Here is a 17,167-nt window from a genome sequence, read left to right on the forward strand (position 1 = left end):
GATCAGCCTCGCGTGAGCTTCTTGTACGTGGCGCGGTGCGGGCGGGCCGCGTCCGCGCCGAGGCGCTCGACCTTGTTCTTCTCGTACGACTCGAAGTTGCCCTCGAACCAGTACCACGACGAGTCGCCCTCGTAGGCGAGGATGTGCGTCGCGACGCGGTCCAGGAACCAGCGGTCGTGGGAGATGACCACGGCCGCGCCCGGGAACTCCAGGAGGGCGTTCTCCAGCGAGGAGAGCGTCTCGACGTCGAGGTCGTTGGTGGGCTCGTCGAGGAGCAGCAGGTTGCCGCCCTCCTTGAGCGTCAGCGCCAGGTTGAGGCGGTTGCGCTCACCGCCGGAGAGGACGCCGGCCGGCTTCTGCTGGTCCGGGCCCTTGAAGCCGAACGCCGAGACGTAGGCGCGCGAAGGCATCTCGACCTGGCCGACGTTGATGTAGTCCAGCTCGTCCGAGACGACGGCCCAGAGGCTCTTCTTCGGGTCGATGTTGGCGCGGGACTGGTCGACGTAGGAAATCTTGACGGTGTCGCCGACCTTGATGGAGCCGCTGTCCGGCGTCTCCAGGCCCTGGATCATCTTGAACAGCGTGGTCTTGCCCGCGCCGTTCGGACCGATGACGCCGACGATGCCGTTACGGGGCAGGGTGAACGACAGGTCGTCGATGAGGACCTTGTCGCCGAACGCCTTCGAGAGGTTCTCGACCTCGACGACGATGGAACCGAGCCGCGGGCCCGGCGGGATCTGGATCTCCTCGAAGTCCAGCTTCCGCATCTTGTCCGCCTCGGCCGCCATCTCCTCGTACCGGGCGAGACGGGCCTTGGACTTGGTCTGGCGGCCCTTGGCGTTGGAGCGGACCCACTCCAGCTCCTCCTTGAGCCGCTTCTGCCGCTTCTCGTCCTTGCGGCCCTCGACCTTCAGGCGGGCCTGCTTCTTCTCCAGGTACGTGGAGTAGTTGCCCTCGTACGCGATGGCGCGGCCCCGGTCGAGCTCCAGGATCCACTCGGCGACGTTGTTCAGGAAGTACCGGTCGTGGGTGACGGCGATGACACAGCCCGCGTACTTCGAGAGGTGCTGCTCCAGCCAGTTCACCGACTCGGCGTCGAGGTGGTTGGTGGGCTCGTCGAGGAGGAGCAGGTCCGGGGCCTCGATGAGGAGCTTGCAGAGCGCCACGCGGCGCTTCTCGCCACCGGAGAGGTTGGTGACCGGCCAGTCGCCGGGCGGGCAGCCCAGGGCGTCCATGGCCTGCTCCAGCTGGGCGTCCAGGTCCCACGCGTTGGCGTGGTCCAGGTCCTCCTGGAGCTTGCCCATCTCGTCCAGCAGCTCATCGGAGTAGTCGGTCGCCATCAGCTCGGCGACCTCGTTGAAGCGCTGGAGCTTGGCCATGATCTCCGCCGCGCCGTCCTGGACGTTCTCCAGGACCGTCTTCTCCTCGTCGAGCTTCGGCTCCTGCATGAGGATGCCGACGCTGAACCCGGGCGACAGGAACGCGTCGCCGTTGGACGGCTGCTCCAGGCCCGCCATGATCTTCAGCACCGTGGACTTGCCGGCGCCGTTGGGCCCCACGACACCGATCTTCGCGCCGGGCAGGAAGTTCAAGGTGACGTCATCAAGGATCACCTTGTCGCCGTGCGCCTTGCGCGTCTTGCGCATGGTGTAGATGAACTCAGCCAAGAGAAACCGTCCGGCAGCAATAGAGGTGTGGGCAGATACACCCCATCTTGCCTGACGGCCGTCCCCGGACGGAAACCCGTCCACGCATCGGCCCCGGCACGCCGGGACGTGTTCGGGGCCGATGATCGCGTGCGTCAGCCGGCGTCGTGCCGGGGATTCCTCCGGCCGAGGAAGAAGAAGGCCGCGCCGCCGACGACGAGCAGTCCGACGGCGATGACGGCGATCATCGCGGTGGCGCTGGATCCGCCGGTGGCCGCGAGGTCGCCCGCCATCTCCGCGGTGGTGCTGCCGGTCGAGGCCGGACCGGACCGCTGGGCGCTCTGCGTGTCGAGACCGCCCTCGTCCTCCGCCGCCTCGTCGGGGCCGGTGGCGGCGCTGCCGCTGGTCGCGCAGTCCAGCAGGCCGGTGAAGCTCTTCCGGAACCCGCCGGGCCCGGTGATGGTGAAGTCGTACGCCTGGTCCTCGGCGACCGGGACGGTCACCGTCCGCGTGGCCCCGGCGGCGACGGTGTACTCGGCGCCACCCAGTTCGAAGGTGAACGGCTCGTCGCCCCGGTTGGCCGCGGTGATGTCCACGCCGCCCTCGGCGCAGTTCTTCCGCGCGGTGAGCGCGGGGGCGGCGCCCTTTTCCGCCCAGGTAGCGGTGGCGCGGGCGGAGACGGTGGACTCGCTGGACCCGGCCAGGATCTGCGTCTGGCTGCGGGTGACGGAGGCGAAGGCCCGGCCCACCGGCACCGAGGTGGCCGCCTGCACGGCCAGGGAGGCGGAGCCGTCGGCCGTGTCCTCGGGGACGTCGAAGTAGAGCCGGTCGCCGTCGGACGCGGTGGTGACGGGTGCGCCGTCCTTGTCCGTGACCGTGATGCCGCTCGCCGCCGCGTCCACGGGGGGCGACACGGAGACCTGGTCAGCGTCCGTGCGGACCGTCACCGGGCCCAGCCGCTCGCCGGCCCGGCCGGAGACCGCCGCCGGCTCCAGCGTCAGCGACGTCCGGGGTTCGGCGGTGTCGCGGGCCTGCCGGTGGAGCCAGTCGGCCAGCTTCTCCGCCTGCTCGTCCGCGGCCGTGACGTCCGCGCCGTCCGAGTAGCGCCAGATGGCGACCTGGGTGCCGGCGGCGGCGGTGCGCTCGGTCAGCGGTCCGGTGCCGGCCGCCTCGGCCAGGGAGGCGAGGTCGTCGATCCGGGGATAGGAGTGCTGGAGGATCCAGCGGATCTTCCCGGTGTTCCGGTTGGCCCCGAGCGAGGTCTCGGCCCACGGCGTCTCCAGGTACCGCGCCTGGTCCTGCGTGGGGTTGTGCAGGTCGACGCAGTACGTCTTGAGCTTGCCGCCGCCCTCCACCGTCATCTCGAAGAGCCCGGCGGGCAGTTGCTGCGTCCTGGCCGGCTCGCCGTTCTCCCCCGGCACGCGGAGCACCGCGGTGTCGAAGGTCCTCAGCCCGTCGAGCACCGCCGCGGCCCCGCTCTGGTGGCGACCGCGCTCCTCGGCCGCCGCCGCGCCCGCTCCGGCGAGGCATGCCGCCGCGGCGAGACCGGCGGCCAGCAGTGCGGCGACGGGCCGGAGCAGTCCCCGGCCACGTCCTCCGCGTCCGCCGCCCCCGCCCTCGGCGGTTCTGTCGCGATGGGGGTGGACTCCCCTCGTGACGGACGGAGAAGCGGACGCCGAAGACGCAGAAAACACAGATTTCCTCTCCGGGCGAGACCCTCGCGCGTGGTGCGCGTGTGGGGAATGCCCCGCCAGCAGACTCAAGTGACCCGTGAGCAAGGGGAATCCTAGGGACCGGGCGAACCCCGATCCCCCGTACCGACGCCGCTCAACCATTCCGAATCGGAATCGTTATCCCCGTCCACCCGCCCCCGACCAGCCATTTCAAGACACCGCGACCCTGTCGCCGGCGCGCTCCCGCCGGCTCGGCGCGGTGTCCGCCGGGGCGACCGGGCCACCGCTCGCGCCGGTGCCCGGAGCCACGCCAGCCGCCATGTCCGACGTACCGTCGGAACCACTGCCGCTGAACCCCGCAGGGACCGGATCGGCCCTGGTCAGCCGCCGGAAGGCAGCCGTACCGCGACTCAGGTCGTGGCCGACCGCGACCGCCTCGACGTCCACGGACATCCGCCGTCGCCCGTCGCTCTCCTCCTCCCGCACCTTCAACCGGCCGTGCACCAGCAGAGGTTCGCCGACCGCCACTGATCCGGCCAGATTCGCGGCCAGGGTCCGCCAGGCCCAGACCGTGTAGAAGCTGGTGGTCCCGTCCGCCCAGAGTTGCTTCCCCCGGTCCCAGCGGCGCGGCGTCACGGCGAAGCGGAAGCGCGCCATCCCGCCCGTGGCCGTCTCCCGGAACTCCACCGCCGTAGCGGCGTTCCCCACCAGCGTCACCAACGTCTCGTTCATGTCCCGCCCCCGGTTCGTGTCCTCTGGTCCCTCTCCGCGGCCGTGTCCGCCGTCCTCGGCGTCCGGCACCGCCTCCATGGTGGACGCGGGAGGGCTTTCGCGCGGGGGCCTGTGGACTACCGGCCGGTTGTGGAGAACTCCATCACCGCCACGTACCGTTCGCGCACCTCGCGGTAGCGGACCAGCTCGGCCGAGACCGGGTCCAGCACCCGCGCCCGACCGCAGCCCGCCGCCGCCTCGCGCAGCCGGCGCTCCGCCTCCTGGCCGTACCGGCGGGCCGGTCCCCGGATCGCCGCCGCGCAGGACCACTCCACCAACGGCCCGCCGACGACGCCGGCCAGCATGATGAGGGCGGGCGTGACGAGCCCCGGCTCCAGCAGGCCGACGATCTGGCCGAGCAGCCACAGGCCGCCGAAGACCTGGAGCAGGGTCATGGACACCTGGGCCAGGACGGCGGCGGGCCACCACCTGGGCCGGGGCGGCTTGGCCGGACGTCCGGCGAGCGTTGCTCCGGCCCCCGCGCCCCGGACCCCACGGCCCGAACCGGCACCCGATCCACCGCCTGAACCAGCGCTCGGACCACCGCGCGAACCCGCGCCTGAACCAGCCTCCGAACCACCGCCCGAACCACCGCCGCCATCTCCACCGGCTCCGCCGGCTCCGCCGTCCCCGACGACGCCGCTGCCGCCCTTGCGCCCGTTCGCGCCCGCCGTGCCCGCCGCGACCGCCAGTTCGTCCAGCGCTTCCGGCAGCCCTTCCGCCCCGGTGAACGCCGCCTCGCGGACTGCCTGCGCCCACGGGTCGGGCAGCCCGCGGGCGGCGTCGTCGGCGAGGGTCCGGACCGCCTGCTCGACCCGCTGGCGGGCGGTCAGCTCCTCCTCCGCCGGGGTCAGCGCCTGGCCCATCCGGTCCAGGCTGCCGGGCAGCCCCCGGGACTCGTACCAGCGCCAGAGCCGCAGCCACGGCGTCCCGCAGGCCCGGCTCGCGTTCCGCCGCCACTCCCGCTCGGCGGCCTGCCCGGCGGCGGCTGCTCCGACGGCCTCGGCCAGCCGGTCGGTGAACGCCTCCCGGGCGCGTTCACCGAGGCCGGGCCGGCCGTCGGCCACGTAGACCGGGCGCAGCCGGGCCGCCGCCGCGTCGACGTCGGCGGAGAGGCGTCGGGTGGCGGCCGTGCGGTCCTGGACGAACCGGCCCAGCAGCTCGCGCAGTTCGGGCACGCCCTCACCGGTGAGCGCGGAGAGCGCCAGGACGGTGGCGCCGGGCTCGCCGTGCTCGCCGAGGGCCATGCCGTCCTCGTCGAGCAGCCGGCGCAGGTCGTCCAGGACGATGTCGGCGGCCTCGCCGGGCAGCCGGTCGATCTGGTTGAGGACGACGAAGGTGACCTCGGCGTGTCCGGCCAGCGGACGCAGATAGCGCTCGTGCAGGGCGGCGTCGGCGTACTTCTCCGGGTCGACGACCCAGATCACCGCGTCGACCAGGGCCAGCACCCGGTCGACCTGTTCGCGGTGCGCGGTGGCGGCCGAGTCGTGGTCGGGCAGGTCCACCAGGACGAGCCCCTGAAGCGCCTCGTCGAAGGCGACGGGACCGGGGTGGGGGCGGCGGCGCAGCCGGCCGGGGATCGCGAGGCGGTCCAGCAGTCCGGCGGCGCCGTCCATCCAACTGCAGGCGATGGGGGACGAGGTGGTCGGGCGGCGCAGGCCGGTGTCGGAGATCTGGGCTCCGGCCAGCGCGTTGAAGAGGGTGGACTTGCCGCTTCCGGAGGCTCCGGCGACGGCGACGACGGTGTGCCGGGAGGAGAGCCTGCGCCGGGCGGCGGCCTCGTCCAGGACCCGTCCGGCCTCGGTGAGGGTGTCGCGGTCGAGCCGGGCGCGGGAGAGCCCGACCAGTTCGCGCAGGGCGTCCAGCCGGGCCGGGAGCGGCCCGTCGGACGGAACGTACGCCTCGACCTGCGGCCGTACGTCCTCGGCCGCCTCCTCCGCCCCCTTCGGCGGGACGGCGGGTTCCTCGGGCGTACGGGTGCGGGCGGCGGCGCGGCGGGCGATGAGCCCGTCGTCCCAGCGCCCGGCCTTCCGCGCCCGGCGCCGCTCGTCCTCCGCTCCGCCTTCGTGCGCGGCGCCGTTGCCGGGGTCCTCGTCCGTGACGGCAGTCATCGCTGCCACCTCTCCTTCTGCAGTACGGAAAGTGCGGCGATCAGTTCGGCCTGCGGTTCGGGGGCGACGTCGAGGGCGTCGAGCGGGGCGAGCCGGCGGTCGCGTTCGCCGCCGAGCACCTGGTCGAGGTATGTCTTCAGCAGTTCGCCGCCCTTGTCGCGGAGCCGCAGCGCGCCCTGGGCTCCGATGCGTTCGGCGAGCTGTTCGCCCGCTCTACGGGCGCGCCGCCCTCCGAGGAGGGCGGCGGCGAGGAGGGCGGCGACGGTCTCGGGGTCGGGGGCCGCGTTGCGTTCGAGCTGGCGGGCCTCCTCCTCGGCCAGTTCCTCCAGGACCCGACGCCATCGCCTTACCGCGACGGCGATCCGGCCCGCCACGTCCTCGTCGGGCCCCCATCCCCCGGCCTCGCGTCCGCCGCCCCCGGACCGGAAGAGTCCGGCGGCCGGTTCCCGGCCCCACCGGACGCGGATCTGCTCGTCGGCGGCGGAGACCGCGCACTGGAGCAGCGCGATCAGGCTGTCCACCAGCGCTTCGAGGAGTTCCCCGGCCGAACTGTAGAGCGGATAGCCGCGCCACCGGGTCCGCGCGTCCCCGGCGAGCACGCCTCCGCTCTGGAGGCGGCGGCGGATGCGGGCGGCCTCCTGGGCGTACGCCTCCTCGACCACGCCGGTCAGCCGTACGGACGCGGCGTACTGGGCGGCGACGGCGCCGGCCAGTTCGGGCATCCGTACGTTCAGCGACTGGATGACGCCGGACGCGGTGCGCCCCGCCGACTGCTGCCGGGCCGCGGGGTCCTGGACCCGGTGGGTGAGCCAGGCGCGCAACGGGGCGACGGCGGTGGTGGGGAGCAGTCCGCTGCCGCCGCCCGCCGACTCGGGCAGTTCCGGGATGGTGAAGCGGGGTACGTCTCCGAGCCCGGCCCGGGTCAGCAGGGCCGCGTACTGCCGGGACACCTCGGCGATCACCTGGTGGGGCACCCGGTCGAGCACGGTGACGAGCGAGGCGTCGTACTCCTTCGCGGTGCGCAGCAGGTGCCAGGGCACGGCGTCGGCGTACCGGGAGGCGGTGGTGACCATGACCCAGACGTCGGCGGCGCAGATGAGTTCGGCGGCGAGGACCCGGTTGCGGACGACGAGCGAGTCGATGTCGGGGGCGTCGAGGATGGCGAGCCCCCGGGGCAGGCTGACGGCGGTCTCCACCCGCAGTACGGCGGCGGCCTCGTCGTCGGGCCCGAGGTCGTCGAGGCCGTCCGGGTCCCGGGCCTGACCCGGCGGCAGCCAGATGCGGGTGAGCTGCGGCAGCACTCGCGCGCCGGCGAACCAGTGGTGGTCGTCGGGGTGGCAGACCAGGACCGGGGTGCGGGTGGTGGGGCGCAGGACGCCCGCCTCGCTGACCCGGCAGCCCACGAGGGAGTTGACGAGCGTGGACTTGCCCGCGCCGGTGGATCCGCCGATCACCGCGAGGAGCGGCGCCTCGGGGTCCTTGAGCCTGGGCAGCAGGTAGTCGTCGAGCTGTGCGAGGAGTTCGGCCCGGGTCTGCCGGGCGCGCGGGGCCCCCGGCAACGGAAGGGGAAGACGCACGGCGGCGACACGGTCGCGCAGGGCGGAAAGTGCGTCGATGAGCTGAGGCCGTACGTCCATGGTTACCACATGCGAAGAATGCCCAATTTTGAAGCCTTTTTGAAGCGTATAGGCTCCTCTGCGCGGCGGTTCCACCCTCCGGACAGAGGGGACGAGTGGGACGCAGGCATAACGAGTGCACAACACCCGCAGCCGAGGTGGCGAAAAACGATGCAGGAATCGCACCTACCTGCGATTATCGGTTCGCTTCACCGAACCTCCACATCGTGCCACGCAGGTGAAGCAACCGGGTCCAGGGGATCGGAGCCCTATCCTTGACCCGGCACGGCCACGGAAGCACCGATCAGGACTCCCGGCCCCCGTAGCTCAGTGGATAGAGCAGGCGCCTTCTAAGCGCTTGGCCGCAGGTTCGAGTCCTGCCGGGGGCGCCATCGACGCCGCGTCGGATGAGCGGCGTTTTCACAGGTCAGGATGGGCGGGGGAGGCACTCACCGTAGGTGCCTCCTTCACCGCCCGAGGACCGCGAGCGTCCGGCTGACGCGGCAAAAAGCAGCCTTCTACGGGCTCCCGTCCTCCATACGTCCAACAAATCCGGCGGCTTCCAGGCCCTCGGCCTCCGACGGACGGCCTCCGGCCTACGGAGGCTCCTCCTTGGTGGGTCGGAGCGCAAGAAACGGCTGGACCCTGGCGGAAGACGCCGACGACGACGGCCCCCAGAGGCGCGGGGGGTGATGAACCACCGCCAGGGGGACGCCGACACTCTGCGTGAGGACGCGTGTGACGCGGTTGTGGAGCACGGCCCGCGCGAGCACGACCGGGGCCGCCAGGACGTGAGGATGGCCATGGAGCGTTCGCCGAGGCTGCGGACCTTGGCGTGATCACGGTGTGACGTCGGCGACGGCCGCGCAGGTGGTTGCCCCGGTCGGGACCCGGATCGGGACCCGCATCGCAGGGCCGGCGCCCTGATACGCCTTGTCGGCCCAGCACTTGATGGCGTCGGCGGCCAGTGCGGCGGGGGGATTATCCCACGTTCAGGTGGTTTGCCGTCTCGTGGCGCACCTTCACGGCTCCTGCAGCGTTGCCCGGTTGTCCGGCCGATCTGCGGTCCGGCCCACTTGTCGCCGCAGGAGGCTGTCGACCGGAGTCGGTCGCGGGTCGCGGCAATCACCAACCTCAGGAGTCACCCATGGGAATCTTGAAATCCGGCGTCTATCGCATCGTCAGCTGGCCCGGCGAATTGGTCCCCGAGGCGCGGGTCCTCACAGCCGGGGAAAATGGTGTGACCGTTACGGCTCCGGGGGCCGCACCGGAAAGAGAGCAGGAGTTTAGCGTGGAGGTCCGCGAGGACGGCCTCGCCGCCATCCAGATCCCCGCCCGCCTCTTCCCCTCCCGTTCCCTGAGTTTCAAGGAGGCGGAGAAAGGCGAGAGGGTGATCCTGGGGCCTGTGAGTGATTTCCCCACTCGCGAGTGGAAGATCACCCCAGCTCCGCAGAAGCCACACCCGGCACCCTTCCGCATCGGCGTCGCAGATGACGAAGAGTCTCTGATGATGGCAATTTCTCCTAAGTTGATCTTCCCGCCTGAGATCGAGCTGGCGCCTTCCAACTGGGACCTCCAGAATTGCTGGGCGTTCCTGCCCGTCGAGCGGGATTAGCCGTGTGACATCCGGGTGAGGAGACCGTCCCATTCGCATGGCGTTCAGCGTCGTGGAGCACATCGGTAATGATCTCTTCGCCTGCGGAAGCCCGTTGGGGTTTCGACCGCTGACGGCCGTTTATCGGCGGGCCCGGATGAGGATCGCGGCGAGGTGGAGTGCGGCCTGACAGGCGATGGCGAGCTTGTCCGTTCGCATGGCCAGGCCGCGCCACTGCTTGAGCCGCGGCAGGAGTCCAGGCGCCCTGCAAGACGACGGCTCCCGCGCCCGCCCGTCCCTCGGCCGTTGAACGACGACGCGGAGGATGGGCGGGGTCTGCACCTCGTTGCCGTCGTCGCTGATCGTGTGGACGTCGGCGACGACGGGACGACCGTTAACTGCGCGTTCGCCCTGGTGGGGGACGTCTACTCCTACGAGGCCAAGTGGGTACCCGGCCAGACTGAGTACCACTGCCCGGCCCGCCTCTCGGAGACCGCCCTGAACGCCCTGCGCAGCGGGTACTCGCGACACAACTTCGTCGTGGACAAGAACGGTCACCCGTACTGGCTGGAGGTCGACACGCGCCCCGGCCTGACCCGCGTGGGCAACCTGGCGCGGATGGCCGAGGCGGACGGCGTCTCCTATCCGCAGCTCATCTCCCACATCCTGGCCAGCGCCAGAGCCGGAGCCAGAGCCAGCGTCCGCCGGTCGCCACGAGCACGAGGAGCGCGGCATGACGGACACCAAGTTGAGTCGGCGCGAGGTGTACCTGTTCGCCGAGCGGCTGAAGGGGCGGGTCGTGGAGACGCCACTGCCGGCGAGCGCCGACTTCAGCCACCGCATGGGCCGCCCGGTGCTGGTCAAGGCCGAGATCATGCAGCACAGCGGCTCCTTCAAGTACCGGGGGCGATGAACGCGTTGACGAGCCTGCCCCTGGACCGGCGTGCGCGCGGCGTCATCGGAGCGTCGTCCGGGAATCACGGCCCGGCGCTCGCGCTGGCTGGTCAGCGGCTTAGGGTGCCGGTGACCGTGGTCCTGCCCGAGGACGCTCCGCCGGCCAAGCGTCGTGCGATCGAGCAGTTGGGCGCGACGGTGATCACCTACCAGCGTCGCGAGGGCGGGCGGGACGCCATCGCGCTGGTCGAGGCCAACCGGCACGGACTGGCCGTCGTCCCGTCCGCCGAGCACGGGGCGGTCATCACCGGTGCCGGGACCGTCGCCCTGGAGATGCTGCTGCGCTTCCAGATCGCCCTGGTACACCGCGACGGGACGGCGCCGACCCTGTGGAACCTGCGGCGCGGAGCGGTGCGAGCGGGCGCCGACCAGGTCCGAGGAGAGGAGATCCGGGGGCTGATCCACCAGCCGTTCGCCGAGTACGCCATGCAGCCCACGGTATGCGGACCGTAGGCCACCCACGGCTCTCCCTCGATGACCTGCGGACGGTGTGCGACACCGGCCGCATGGTCATGGCCAGCGTCTCGAAGGGCATCCGGACGCCCGAAACGAACCCGCAACGGCTCGGTGGCCACCTCGTCCTCGTCACCGGCGTCTCCGCATCCGGCGACGTTCATTTCAACAACCCCTCAGGCCACACCTCAGCCACCCGGAAGGCCGTTCTACCGATCGGAGACTTCGAGCGGTTCTTCGGCGGCCGGGGCGTCAGCCTCGGCCTGCGGCCCCTGAGCCTCAGCGCCCCCCTGGTGGTTGACACCAGGGCCCGGCCCGCCCCTGACGACCGGCCACCGAGTAGATCCCGGGCGCGAACCGCGAGAGTCTACGAGGCGACAGCCCCCGCACCACCCCGAGGAGCACCCGTGACAGGCGTCCTGACGACCGACCATCCGGCCTGGGTCGAGACCACGGACGGCGGCCACGCCCGAGCCGTACGAACGGCCACGGGCATCTGGGCCCTGTCATGGGACTCCGCGGGCCTGCACCTACGGTGCGTGTCCGGAACGGAAGACGTGAAGCCGCAGGTCGTCTCCACCGACCCCGCGTGCCTGCCCGACACCGTCCCTGCTGAACTGAACGCCGGCTTGTGCGGCCTCGGCCCGACACAGCGTCTGGCCAACGGGTGGCTGTGGGACGCGATCACCACGGCGATCCTGCGCCAGGTCGTACGCGCGGGGCAGGCCCGCAAGCTCTACCGGGCCTGGTGCTCGGAGTACGGAACCACCGTGGACAGCCCATACGGCGAACTGACCGTTGCCCCGTCGGCGGAGCGGGTGCTGAAGCTGGAGGACGAGCAGTTCGCCAGCATCGGAGCGAAGTTCCACCGCAGCGGGTTGAAGGCGGCTGCGGAGCACTACGTCCGGGACGGCCTGACCTGGCAGCGGCTGAACGCCGGTGATCTTACCGCCGCGCTCGCTAGCGTTCCCCGGATCGGCCCCTGGACCGCAGCAGCTGCCGCCTGCGACTTCACCGGCGACTTCAGCGCCTACCCGCACGACGACCTCGCGGTCCGCACCTGGGCCGCTCAGATCGCCCCGGCTCACCCCTGGCCGGGTAAGAAGGACAAGTCGTTTCGCCCGATGTGGACCGCCCTGGCCGGTCCCGACCGCACAGCTCTGCACACCCTGACCCTTTCCACGCTCACCTGGGGCTCCCATGCCCGCTGAACTGGAGGATCGATGCAGGAGTTACCGCTCATCTCGGGCCCCGACCCCGCCCGGGAACTCGACGCCCTGTTCGTGAACGCGCCGCTGCGCGACTACGAGCAGCGACCGCGCACCAACGACTACACGTTGCCCGTGCTCGGCATGGCGTACATCGCCACGTACGCCCAGCAGGCCGGATTCAACGTGGGGATCATCGACGCCGAAGCGCACGGGCTCGGCATCGCGGCGACGGCGAAACTCGTCAACACGGCGCGGCCCCGATGGGCGGCGATGAACCTGCTCGCCCCCACCTACGAGATGTCCGCGCGCATCGCGACGGCCCTCGACCCGGGCATCGCGCTGATGGTCGGCGGGCACCACGCCAAGGCCATGCCCGACCGCGTGTTGGCAGACCCGCGCATGGCCAACCTCCGGGCCTTGGTCTTGGGCGAAGGGGAACTGCGCAGGGTGTGAGCAGTCGTGAGGCTTGCCGGATCGTCGGTAGCAACCGGCGGACCGGCAAGCGGTGGCGTAACGGGAGGGATGCGAGCGGTCGCACCCCGGCAGCTCCGGGCCATCGCGGCCGAGCCGGGCCGCAGCCCGTCCACAATCAGCCGCGAGCTACGCCGCAACGGCTCCCTCTACAAGGCCAGCAGAGTCTGGGCCTACCGCCCCTGGGCGGCTCAGCGCCGCACTGATGCCCGCCGACGCTCTACCACGCCCTCTACGTCCAAGGCCGCGGCGAACCCCGCCGCGAACCGGCCCGGTCCCCGTGTACCGGCAGAACCATGCGCCGGCCCACCGGCAGTCCTTCAAGCGCCAGCCCCGCATGTCGAAGGACACGGCGATGATCAGCGACCCGCCAGCCGAAGCCCGCAGACCACGCGATCCCAGGACACCGGGACACCGGGAGCCTTCCCGAAGGCCGACGGCCATCCGCGATGCGCGACACCCTCATCGAGACAGTCAGCACCCTTCCCACCCAGCTCAGGCAATCTCTCACCTGGGATCAGGGCTCCGAGACGGCCATGCACAAGCAGTCCAGCGTCGCCACCGACATGCCCGTCTACTTCTGCGACCCCGGCAGTCCATGGCAGCGCGGCTCGAACGAGAACACCAACGGCCTGCTGCGACAGTGCTTCCCCAAGGCACCGACCTGGCCCGCTACAGCCACCGGGAGCCGGCCGCCGTCGCCGCCGAGCTGAACAGCCGCCCACGCAAAACGCTCGGCGCGTGGCGAGGTCAGACCCAGTCGACGCCGAGGGCGGCCGGTTCGACGTCGTACCGCCCGGGTGGTCCGCCCGTGCGCATCGCAGGTCCGTGCGCCTTCGCGCTCCCCGTTTCACGCCGACCGCTCCCCCTTCATCCAGGCTTTCGATGATCACGCTCCGATTACGTTTGGATCCGCTTGGCGATCAAGCGGTTTCCGGGACATTCGCACGCGTCGGACCCTCCTCCGTGTCCGGCTGCGGATCCAACGCACCAAGACAAGGAACTTCGGCACCATGAAGACCAACGTTGCCTCCACCGGGCCGCATCCGAGCGTTTCCCCCGAGGAGGCCGACCGCCTCACGCGCATGCCCGACCTGGAGCAGGCGCTCGCCTTCTACCACCGCCACCTGGCGCCCCCCACCGCGGTCGACCTGTCCGTGGCGGAGAACGTCCTCGTCTACGACGACTCGATGCAGAAGACGGTGTTCGCGAACACGAGCCTGCTGCCCGAGAAGAACATCCACTACTTCCCTCCGTACGGCACCGACGAACTGCGTCAGCAGGTGGCCGCCCTGCTGACGAAGGCGTTCGGACGCGAGGTGGACGCGGAGAACGTGTTCGGTACGGCGGGCGTCGCCTCCGCACTGGAATGCCTGGCGTTCGCGCTCAAGAACAACGCGCCCGGCGTTCCGGCACCCCTGGAGGACGGCGACGGGGTACTGATTCCGGCACCCTACTGGCAGGGTTTCAACTGGTCGTTCGAGCAGCGGCCCAAGCTGACCTGCGTCCCGGTGAACCTTCCCACCGAGGGCCCGCACGCCTTCCGCCTCACGGTGGATCTCATCCGGAATCAGTACGAGGAGCACAAGAAGCAGACCGGCAGGGCTCCGAGGCTCCTCGTCCTCACCAACCCGCACAACCCGCTGGGTGTCAACTACTCCAAGAGCCTGCTGGAGGACATCTACGCCTGGGCACTCGGCCACCGAGACCTGCACATCATCTCCGACGAGATCTACTGCCACTCCCAGCTGGACAGCAGCACAACCCCGTTCACCAGCGCCGTCGCCCTGGACGCCTACAGCGAGCACCCCACCCGTATCCATGTCGTCTGGGGCTTCGCCAAGGACTTCGGACTCTCCGGCTTCCGTACCGGATTCGTCGTCTCCCAGAACACCGTCGTCAAGGACGCCATGCTGGGCAGCAAGGACACCGGGGCGGAGGTACGGCACCCGATGTCCTGGTTCACACCCTTCGACTCGCTCAAGCACCACGTGATCGGCGCCGTTCTTTCCGCCTCGGCCGACGGCCCGGGCTCCGACCTGTACACCACGGTCGCCATGAAGACCTACCGAAGCCTCCTCAGTAAGAGCTTCGCCGAGGCCAAGGACTCTCTGCGGCGCAACGGCATCAAGCACCTCCACCACGATGGCGACAACGCAGCCCAGTTCTTCTGGCTCGACCTCCGGGACTACCTCGACCTGCCGGTACCACCCGCCCCCGCCGACACCATGCCCCTCCCGCTCACCGCCCCCGGCCTGGACATCAGAGAAGAGGGCCTCTTCAACTACTTCCGGAGGCAACCGACCGAGGTGTCCCTGCTCCCCGGCGGCGTCATGCACAGCCCCGCCCCCGGGTTCTTCCGCCTCTGCTACACCGCTCGGCAGCCGGGCGAAGTCAGCGAAGCCATCGACAGGGTGGGCACGGCACTGGCCCTGTTGAGGCCCCGGGCCCAGCCCTCCTGAGGCGCCCCACCCGAGTGGATCAGCCCGCCGGGATCCCGGCGGGCTTTCGCCCCGCTGCCGGCAGGTGCGCCCGCCGCACCGGGGAGGGCCCGCGGGTCGTCCGAGCGCGGCTCGGACGACCGGGTGGTCAACGTCCTCGGCCATCTCTGACGCCTGTCACCGTCGGATTTCACCGATAGGGCCGGAGAGACGGGGCCGAAGAGTCACCCCAAGGGGCAGGAATCCATCCGATCCGCCACCTAGCTTCGGTACCGACGAACCATGTCGATCGATTGGGTGGAGCAGCACATGAAGGACACCGAGGACGCAGGCCGGCCGAGCGGCCACAGCTCCGCCGAACTGAAAGGCATACACGACGAGCTGATGAACAGGTACCAGGCGCCGGAACCGGCAGCCGACATCATGCTCTTCGGCCACGGGTCCTACGATCCGTCACGGGGAAAGATCAGGATGCCGCAGGGCTTCCAGTTCTACGCACCTGAAGAGATGGCTCTGAGCACTACGACTGCGGTTTCCATGGCGTCGCACCAGTCGCACGGCGTGCCGGTCAAGTTGCAGCCCTATGTCGAGTACCTGCCCAATTACCAGTTCGGCAAGATCGATCAGCACGATCGACTCGCCGTCGCCATGCAGGCGTCACTGAGCTCCTCGGGGCGGGAAAAGCTTCGGGTCTGCGGCCAGGACGCCGAGTTCCCGAACGATGTTTTCATGTGCGGCCAGGACTCGGAGGGCTGCGCGTCGGGAGACCACTCCTGCAGTGGATTGCTCGGTCGATTCAAGGGTCGGACGGTCGCGATCATCTGCTGTCGCATCGACGAAGTCGCCTTTCCCACTCCGGCGATGGTCACGGACGATTTCATCTATGGTGGCGAAGAAGCAGGCTACGGCCCCCAGGACGACGGTTCCGCCTATGCCATAGAGTTGCTGCAGTGGTGCCGCGTCAACCAACCCGACAGCCTCTACTACGACCAAGGGGATTTCGCGGAGTTCTTCTACAAGCTGACGCCGGCGACCCAGGCCCTGTATCTCACGATCAACCCGATCTACCGCTGGACGCTGGTTCGCGCCCTGTTCCTGCAGGCGGATCACATGAGAGATCCCGCAGGCGCACTATCGCATCTGGCGACGGTCCGGACGCAGAACGCCAGCGACTTCGCGATGCTTCTGGACAGCACGGACGTGGAAGCCGCTCTGACACCCGATACATACGAAGCGATGGCGGACGCGGAAATCACCCTGCATCCGCAGGATATGTACACTTCCAGCGTCCTGGCGGAGCTCCTGGGCGCTGCTAGGGCCGATATGCGCGCCTACGTGGAAAATCAGCCGAACGTGTACAAGTGGAGAGTCCTGCGGTACGCCCACTCCCTGTCCAACGGCTTCACGTCCAGCGAGGCTCTGCGGACGTACATGAGTCAGAATTACATGGATGGCGACCGGGACGTCCTGGAGATCTTGCTGTCCTCCGATGGCCCCAAGGACGGCCTGAGCACCCCTGACTACTTCCTGGGAATCATGTGGTTCCTCATCCTCGAAGGAAACGACGAAGACTTTCTCGTAAACTTCCAGCACACGGCTGAAGCACCGGAGGTGCGAGAGGCGGTTCTCGCGGATGGCGCCATCTACACCAAACTGGTTGAACTGAAAGCGATTCCATCGGACGATTCCGACTACTCCCTCTCGGACTCCGAGGATGGATCGGACTCCGACTACTGAGGGTTGTCCCGCAAGGCTTCTGGATGCCAGAAAGATAAACTTCGACTCGGGTGGCCACCTATTCCACCTGGGGCAGGCCAGGGCGAACGAACAACTGGGGCCGAAGGCGTTCAGGGCTGTCTTCTCCAGCGCATGGTCCTTGCCGGCTTGGCACAGCCGGTGAAGTCCAGCCGGTGAGGTCCAGGCCCGATGGCCATGCAGACGTAACTCAACGCGGCGGTCCCGTTCAGGGAGGACAACCCTTGGCCCGCACGCGGTAGCGACCCCGTAAGGCGGCACGCGCCCCGCCAACGCGCCCCCGGCGTGTCCGCGGACCGCGCTCCGGGGGCGTGCGCGCACGGCGGACACCCGGCGTGAAGCCCCCCGGCGCTGGGGCGGACCACCGGTGCGGGCGGAGGTTGCGCGCAGGAGTCGCGGAGTGCCGCAACCTTCGGCCCGGTGGAACGTTCGACAGGACGCAGGAACGGGCAAAACGACCACGTACGGCCC

The 17,167-nt window shown here is 70.0% G+C and carries 13 protein-coding genes, 1 tRNA gene and 2 pseudogenes; 10 read left to right on the top strand and 6 right to left on the bottom strand.

Features of this window, described 5'->3' with window-relative positions:
- Nucleotides 1-2: 2 nt before the first annotated feature.
- The 5 genes from ettA to EES43_RS09260 all read right to left on the bottom strand — a co-directional run bounded on the left by ettA (nucleotide 3) and on the right by EES43_RS09260 (nucleotide 7,838).
- Nucleotides 3-1,667 carry an energy-dependent translational throttle protein EttA gene (ettA, locus tag EES43_RS09240; RefSeq protein WP_124268288.1) on the bottom strand — a complete coding sequence of 555 codons (1,665 nt, stop codon included), beginning with the start codon at nucleotides 1,665-1,667 and terminating at the stop codon, nucleotides 3-5.
- Nucleotides 1,668-1,801: 134 nt separating this feature from the next.
- Complete coding sequence (locus EES43_RS09245) at nucleotides 1,802-3,340, bottom strand: Cys-Gln thioester bond-forming surface protein (protein WP_124268289.1); 1,539 nt, start codon at nucleotides 3,338-3,340, stop codon at nucleotides 1,802-1,804.
- A 189-nt stretch (nucleotides 3,341-3,529) separates the two neighbouring features.
- The gene (locus EES43_RS09250) at nucleotides 3,530-4,051 is read right to left on the bottom strand and encodes a single-stranded DNA-binding protein (protein ID WP_124268290.1); all 522 of its coding nucleotides are present in this window, start codon (nucleotides 4,049-4,051) and stop codon (nucleotides 3,530-3,532) included.
- Nucleotides 4,052-4,167: 116 nt separating this feature from the next.
- Nucleotides 4,168-6,201 (bottom strand): YfjP family GTPase, encoded by a 2,034-nt coding sequence (locus EES43_RS09255; RefSeq protein WP_124268291.1) that lies wholly within the window; start codon nucleotides 6,199-6,201, stop codon nucleotides 4,168-4,170.
- Nucleotides 6,198-7,838: an ATP-binding protein gene (locus tag EES43_RS09260; protein ID WP_124268292.1), complete on the bottom strand. Its 1,641-nt coding sequence runs from the start codon at nucleotides 7,836-7,838 to the stop codon at nucleotides 6,198-6,200. The genes EES43_RS09255 and EES43_RS09260 overlap by 4 nt, the downstream gene beginning before the upstream one ends.
- Before the next feature lie 295 nt (nucleotides 7,839-8,133).
- On the opposite strand from EES43_RS09260, the gene EES43_RS09265 reads away from it, so the two are divergent.
- Nucleotides 8,134-8,209, top strand: a tRNA-Arg gene (locus EES43_RS09265).
- Between the two features lie 755 nt (nucleotides 8,210-8,964).
- A complete protein-coding gene (locus tag EES43_RS09270) occupies nucleotides 8,965-9,432 on the top strand; it encodes a hypothetical protein (RefSeq protein WP_124268293.1) in 468 nt (155 codons plus the stop codon).
- 120 nt (nucleotides 9,433-9,552) lie between these two features.
- Here EES43_RS09270 and EES43_RS30970 read toward each other — a convergent pair.
- Nucleotides 9,553-9,663, bottom strand: a pseudogene (locus EES43_RS30970) (IS5/IS1182 family transposase); the annotation flags it as partial.
- A gap of 481 nt (nucleotides 9,664-10,144) precedes the next feature.
- Between EES43_RS30970 and EES43_RS31215 the strand changes: the two are divergent.
- The 8 genes and pseudogenes from EES43_RS31215 (at nucleotide 10,145) to EES43_RS09305 (ending at nucleotide 16,678) form a co-directional block, all read left to right on the top strand.
- The gene (locus EES43_RS31215) at nucleotides 10,145-10,324 is read left to right on the top strand and encodes a hypothetical protein (protein ID WP_241192354.1); all 180 of its coding nucleotides are present in this window, start codon (nucleotides 10,145-10,147) and stop codon (nucleotides 10,322-10,324) included.
- Nucleotides 10,321-10,818: a pyridoxal-phosphate dependent enzyme gene (locus EES43_RS31220; RefSeq protein ID WP_241192355.1), complete on the top strand. Its 498-nt coding sequence runs from the start codon at nucleotides 10,321-10,323 to the stop codon at nucleotides 10,816-10,818. Before EES43_RS31215 ends, EES43_RS31220 begins: the two co-directional genes overlap by 4 nt.
- A 407-nt stretch (nucleotides 10,819-11,225) precedes the next feature.
- A complete protein-coding gene (locus EES43_RS09285) occupies nucleotides 11,226-12,029 on the top strand; it encodes a DNA glycosylase family protein (RefSeq protein ID WP_124268295.1) in 804 nt (267 codons plus the stop codon).
- A 12-nt stretch (nucleotides 12,030-12,041) separates the two neighbouring features.
- The gene (locus EES43_RS09290) at nucleotides 12,042-12,482 is read left to right on the top strand and encodes a cobalamin B12-binding domain-containing protein (protein WP_277426051.1); all 441 of its coding nucleotides are present in this window, start codon (nucleotides 12,042-12,044) and stop codon (nucleotides 12,480-12,482) included.
- A gap of 69 nt (nucleotides 12,483-12,551) precedes the next feature.
- Nucleotides 12,552-12,611: pseudogene (locus EES43_RS31825) on the top strand (hypothetical protein); the annotation flags it as partial.
- 338 nt (nucleotides 12,612-12,949) lie between these two features.
- On the top strand, nucleotides 12,950-13,213 hold the full coding sequence (locus EES43_RS31830) for an IS30 family transposase (protein WP_346774279.1): 264 nt from the start codon (nucleotides 12,950-12,952) through the stop codon (nucleotides 13,211-13,213).
- A gap of 300 nt (nucleotides 13,214-13,513) precedes the next feature.
- Complete coding sequence (locus EES43_RS09300; protein WP_124268296.1) at nucleotides 13,514-14,962, top strand: pyridoxal phosphate-dependent aminotransferase; 1,449 nt, start codon at nucleotides 13,514-13,516, stop codon at nucleotides 14,960-14,962.
- 261 nt (nucleotides 14,963-15,223) lie between these two features.
- Nucleotides 15,224-16,678 (top strand): putative adhesin, encoded by a 1,455-nt coding sequence (locus tag EES43_RS09305; protein ID WP_124268297.1) that lies wholly within the window; start codon nucleotides 15,224-15,226, stop codon nucleotides 16,676-16,678.
- The last annotated feature ends 489 nt before the right edge of the window (nucleotides 16,679-17,167 follow it).

It is taken from the genome of Streptomyces sp. ADI96-02, assembly GCF_003846185.1.
Taxonomy (GTDB): domain Bacteria; phylum Actinomycetota; class Actinomycetes; order Streptomycetales; family Streptomycetaceae; genus Streptomyces.

Bases quoted from the DNA above. Each gene is read 5' to 3' on its own strand.
- EES43_RS09250 (WP_124268290.1), bottom strand. From the start codon at position 4,051: ATGAACGAGACGTTGGTGACGCTGGTGGGGAACGCCGCTACGGCGGTG.
- EES43_RS09255 (WP_124268291.1), bottom strand. From the start codon at position 6,201: ATGACTGCCGTCACGGACGAGGACCCCGGCAACGGCGCCGCGCACGAA.
- EES43_RS09260 (WP_124268292.1), bottom strand. From the start codon at position 7,838: ATGGACGTACGGCCTCAGCTCATCGACGCACTTTCCGCCCTGCGCGAC.
- EES43_RS09270 (WP_124268293.1), top strand. From the start codon at position 8,965: ATGGGAATCTTGAAATCCGGCGTCTATCGCATCGTCAGCTGGCCCGGC.
- EES43_RS31215 (WP_241192354.1), top strand. From the start codon at position 10,145: ATGACGGACACCAAGTTGAGTCGGCGCGAGGTGTACCTGTTCGCCGAG.
- EES43_RS31220 (WP_241192355.1), top strand. From the start codon at position 10,321: ATGAACGCGTTGACGAGCCTGCCCCTGGACCGGCGTGCGCGCGGCGTC.
- EES43_RS09290 (WP_277426051.1), top strand. From the start codon at position 12,042: ATGCAGGAGTTACCGCTCATCTCGGGCCCCGACCCCGCCCGGGAACTC.
- EES43_RS31830 (WP_346774279.1), top strand. From the start codon at position 12,950: ATGCGCGACACCCTCATCGAGACAGTCAGCACCCTTCCCACCCAGCTC.
- EES43_RS09300 (WP_124268296.1), top strand. From the start codon at position 13,514: ATGAAGACCAACGTTGCCTCCACCGGGCCGCATCCGAGCGTTTCCCCC.
- EES43_RS09305 (WP_124268297.1), top strand. From the start codon at position 15,224: ATGTCGATCGATTGGGTGGAGCAGCACATGAAGGACACCGAGGACGCA.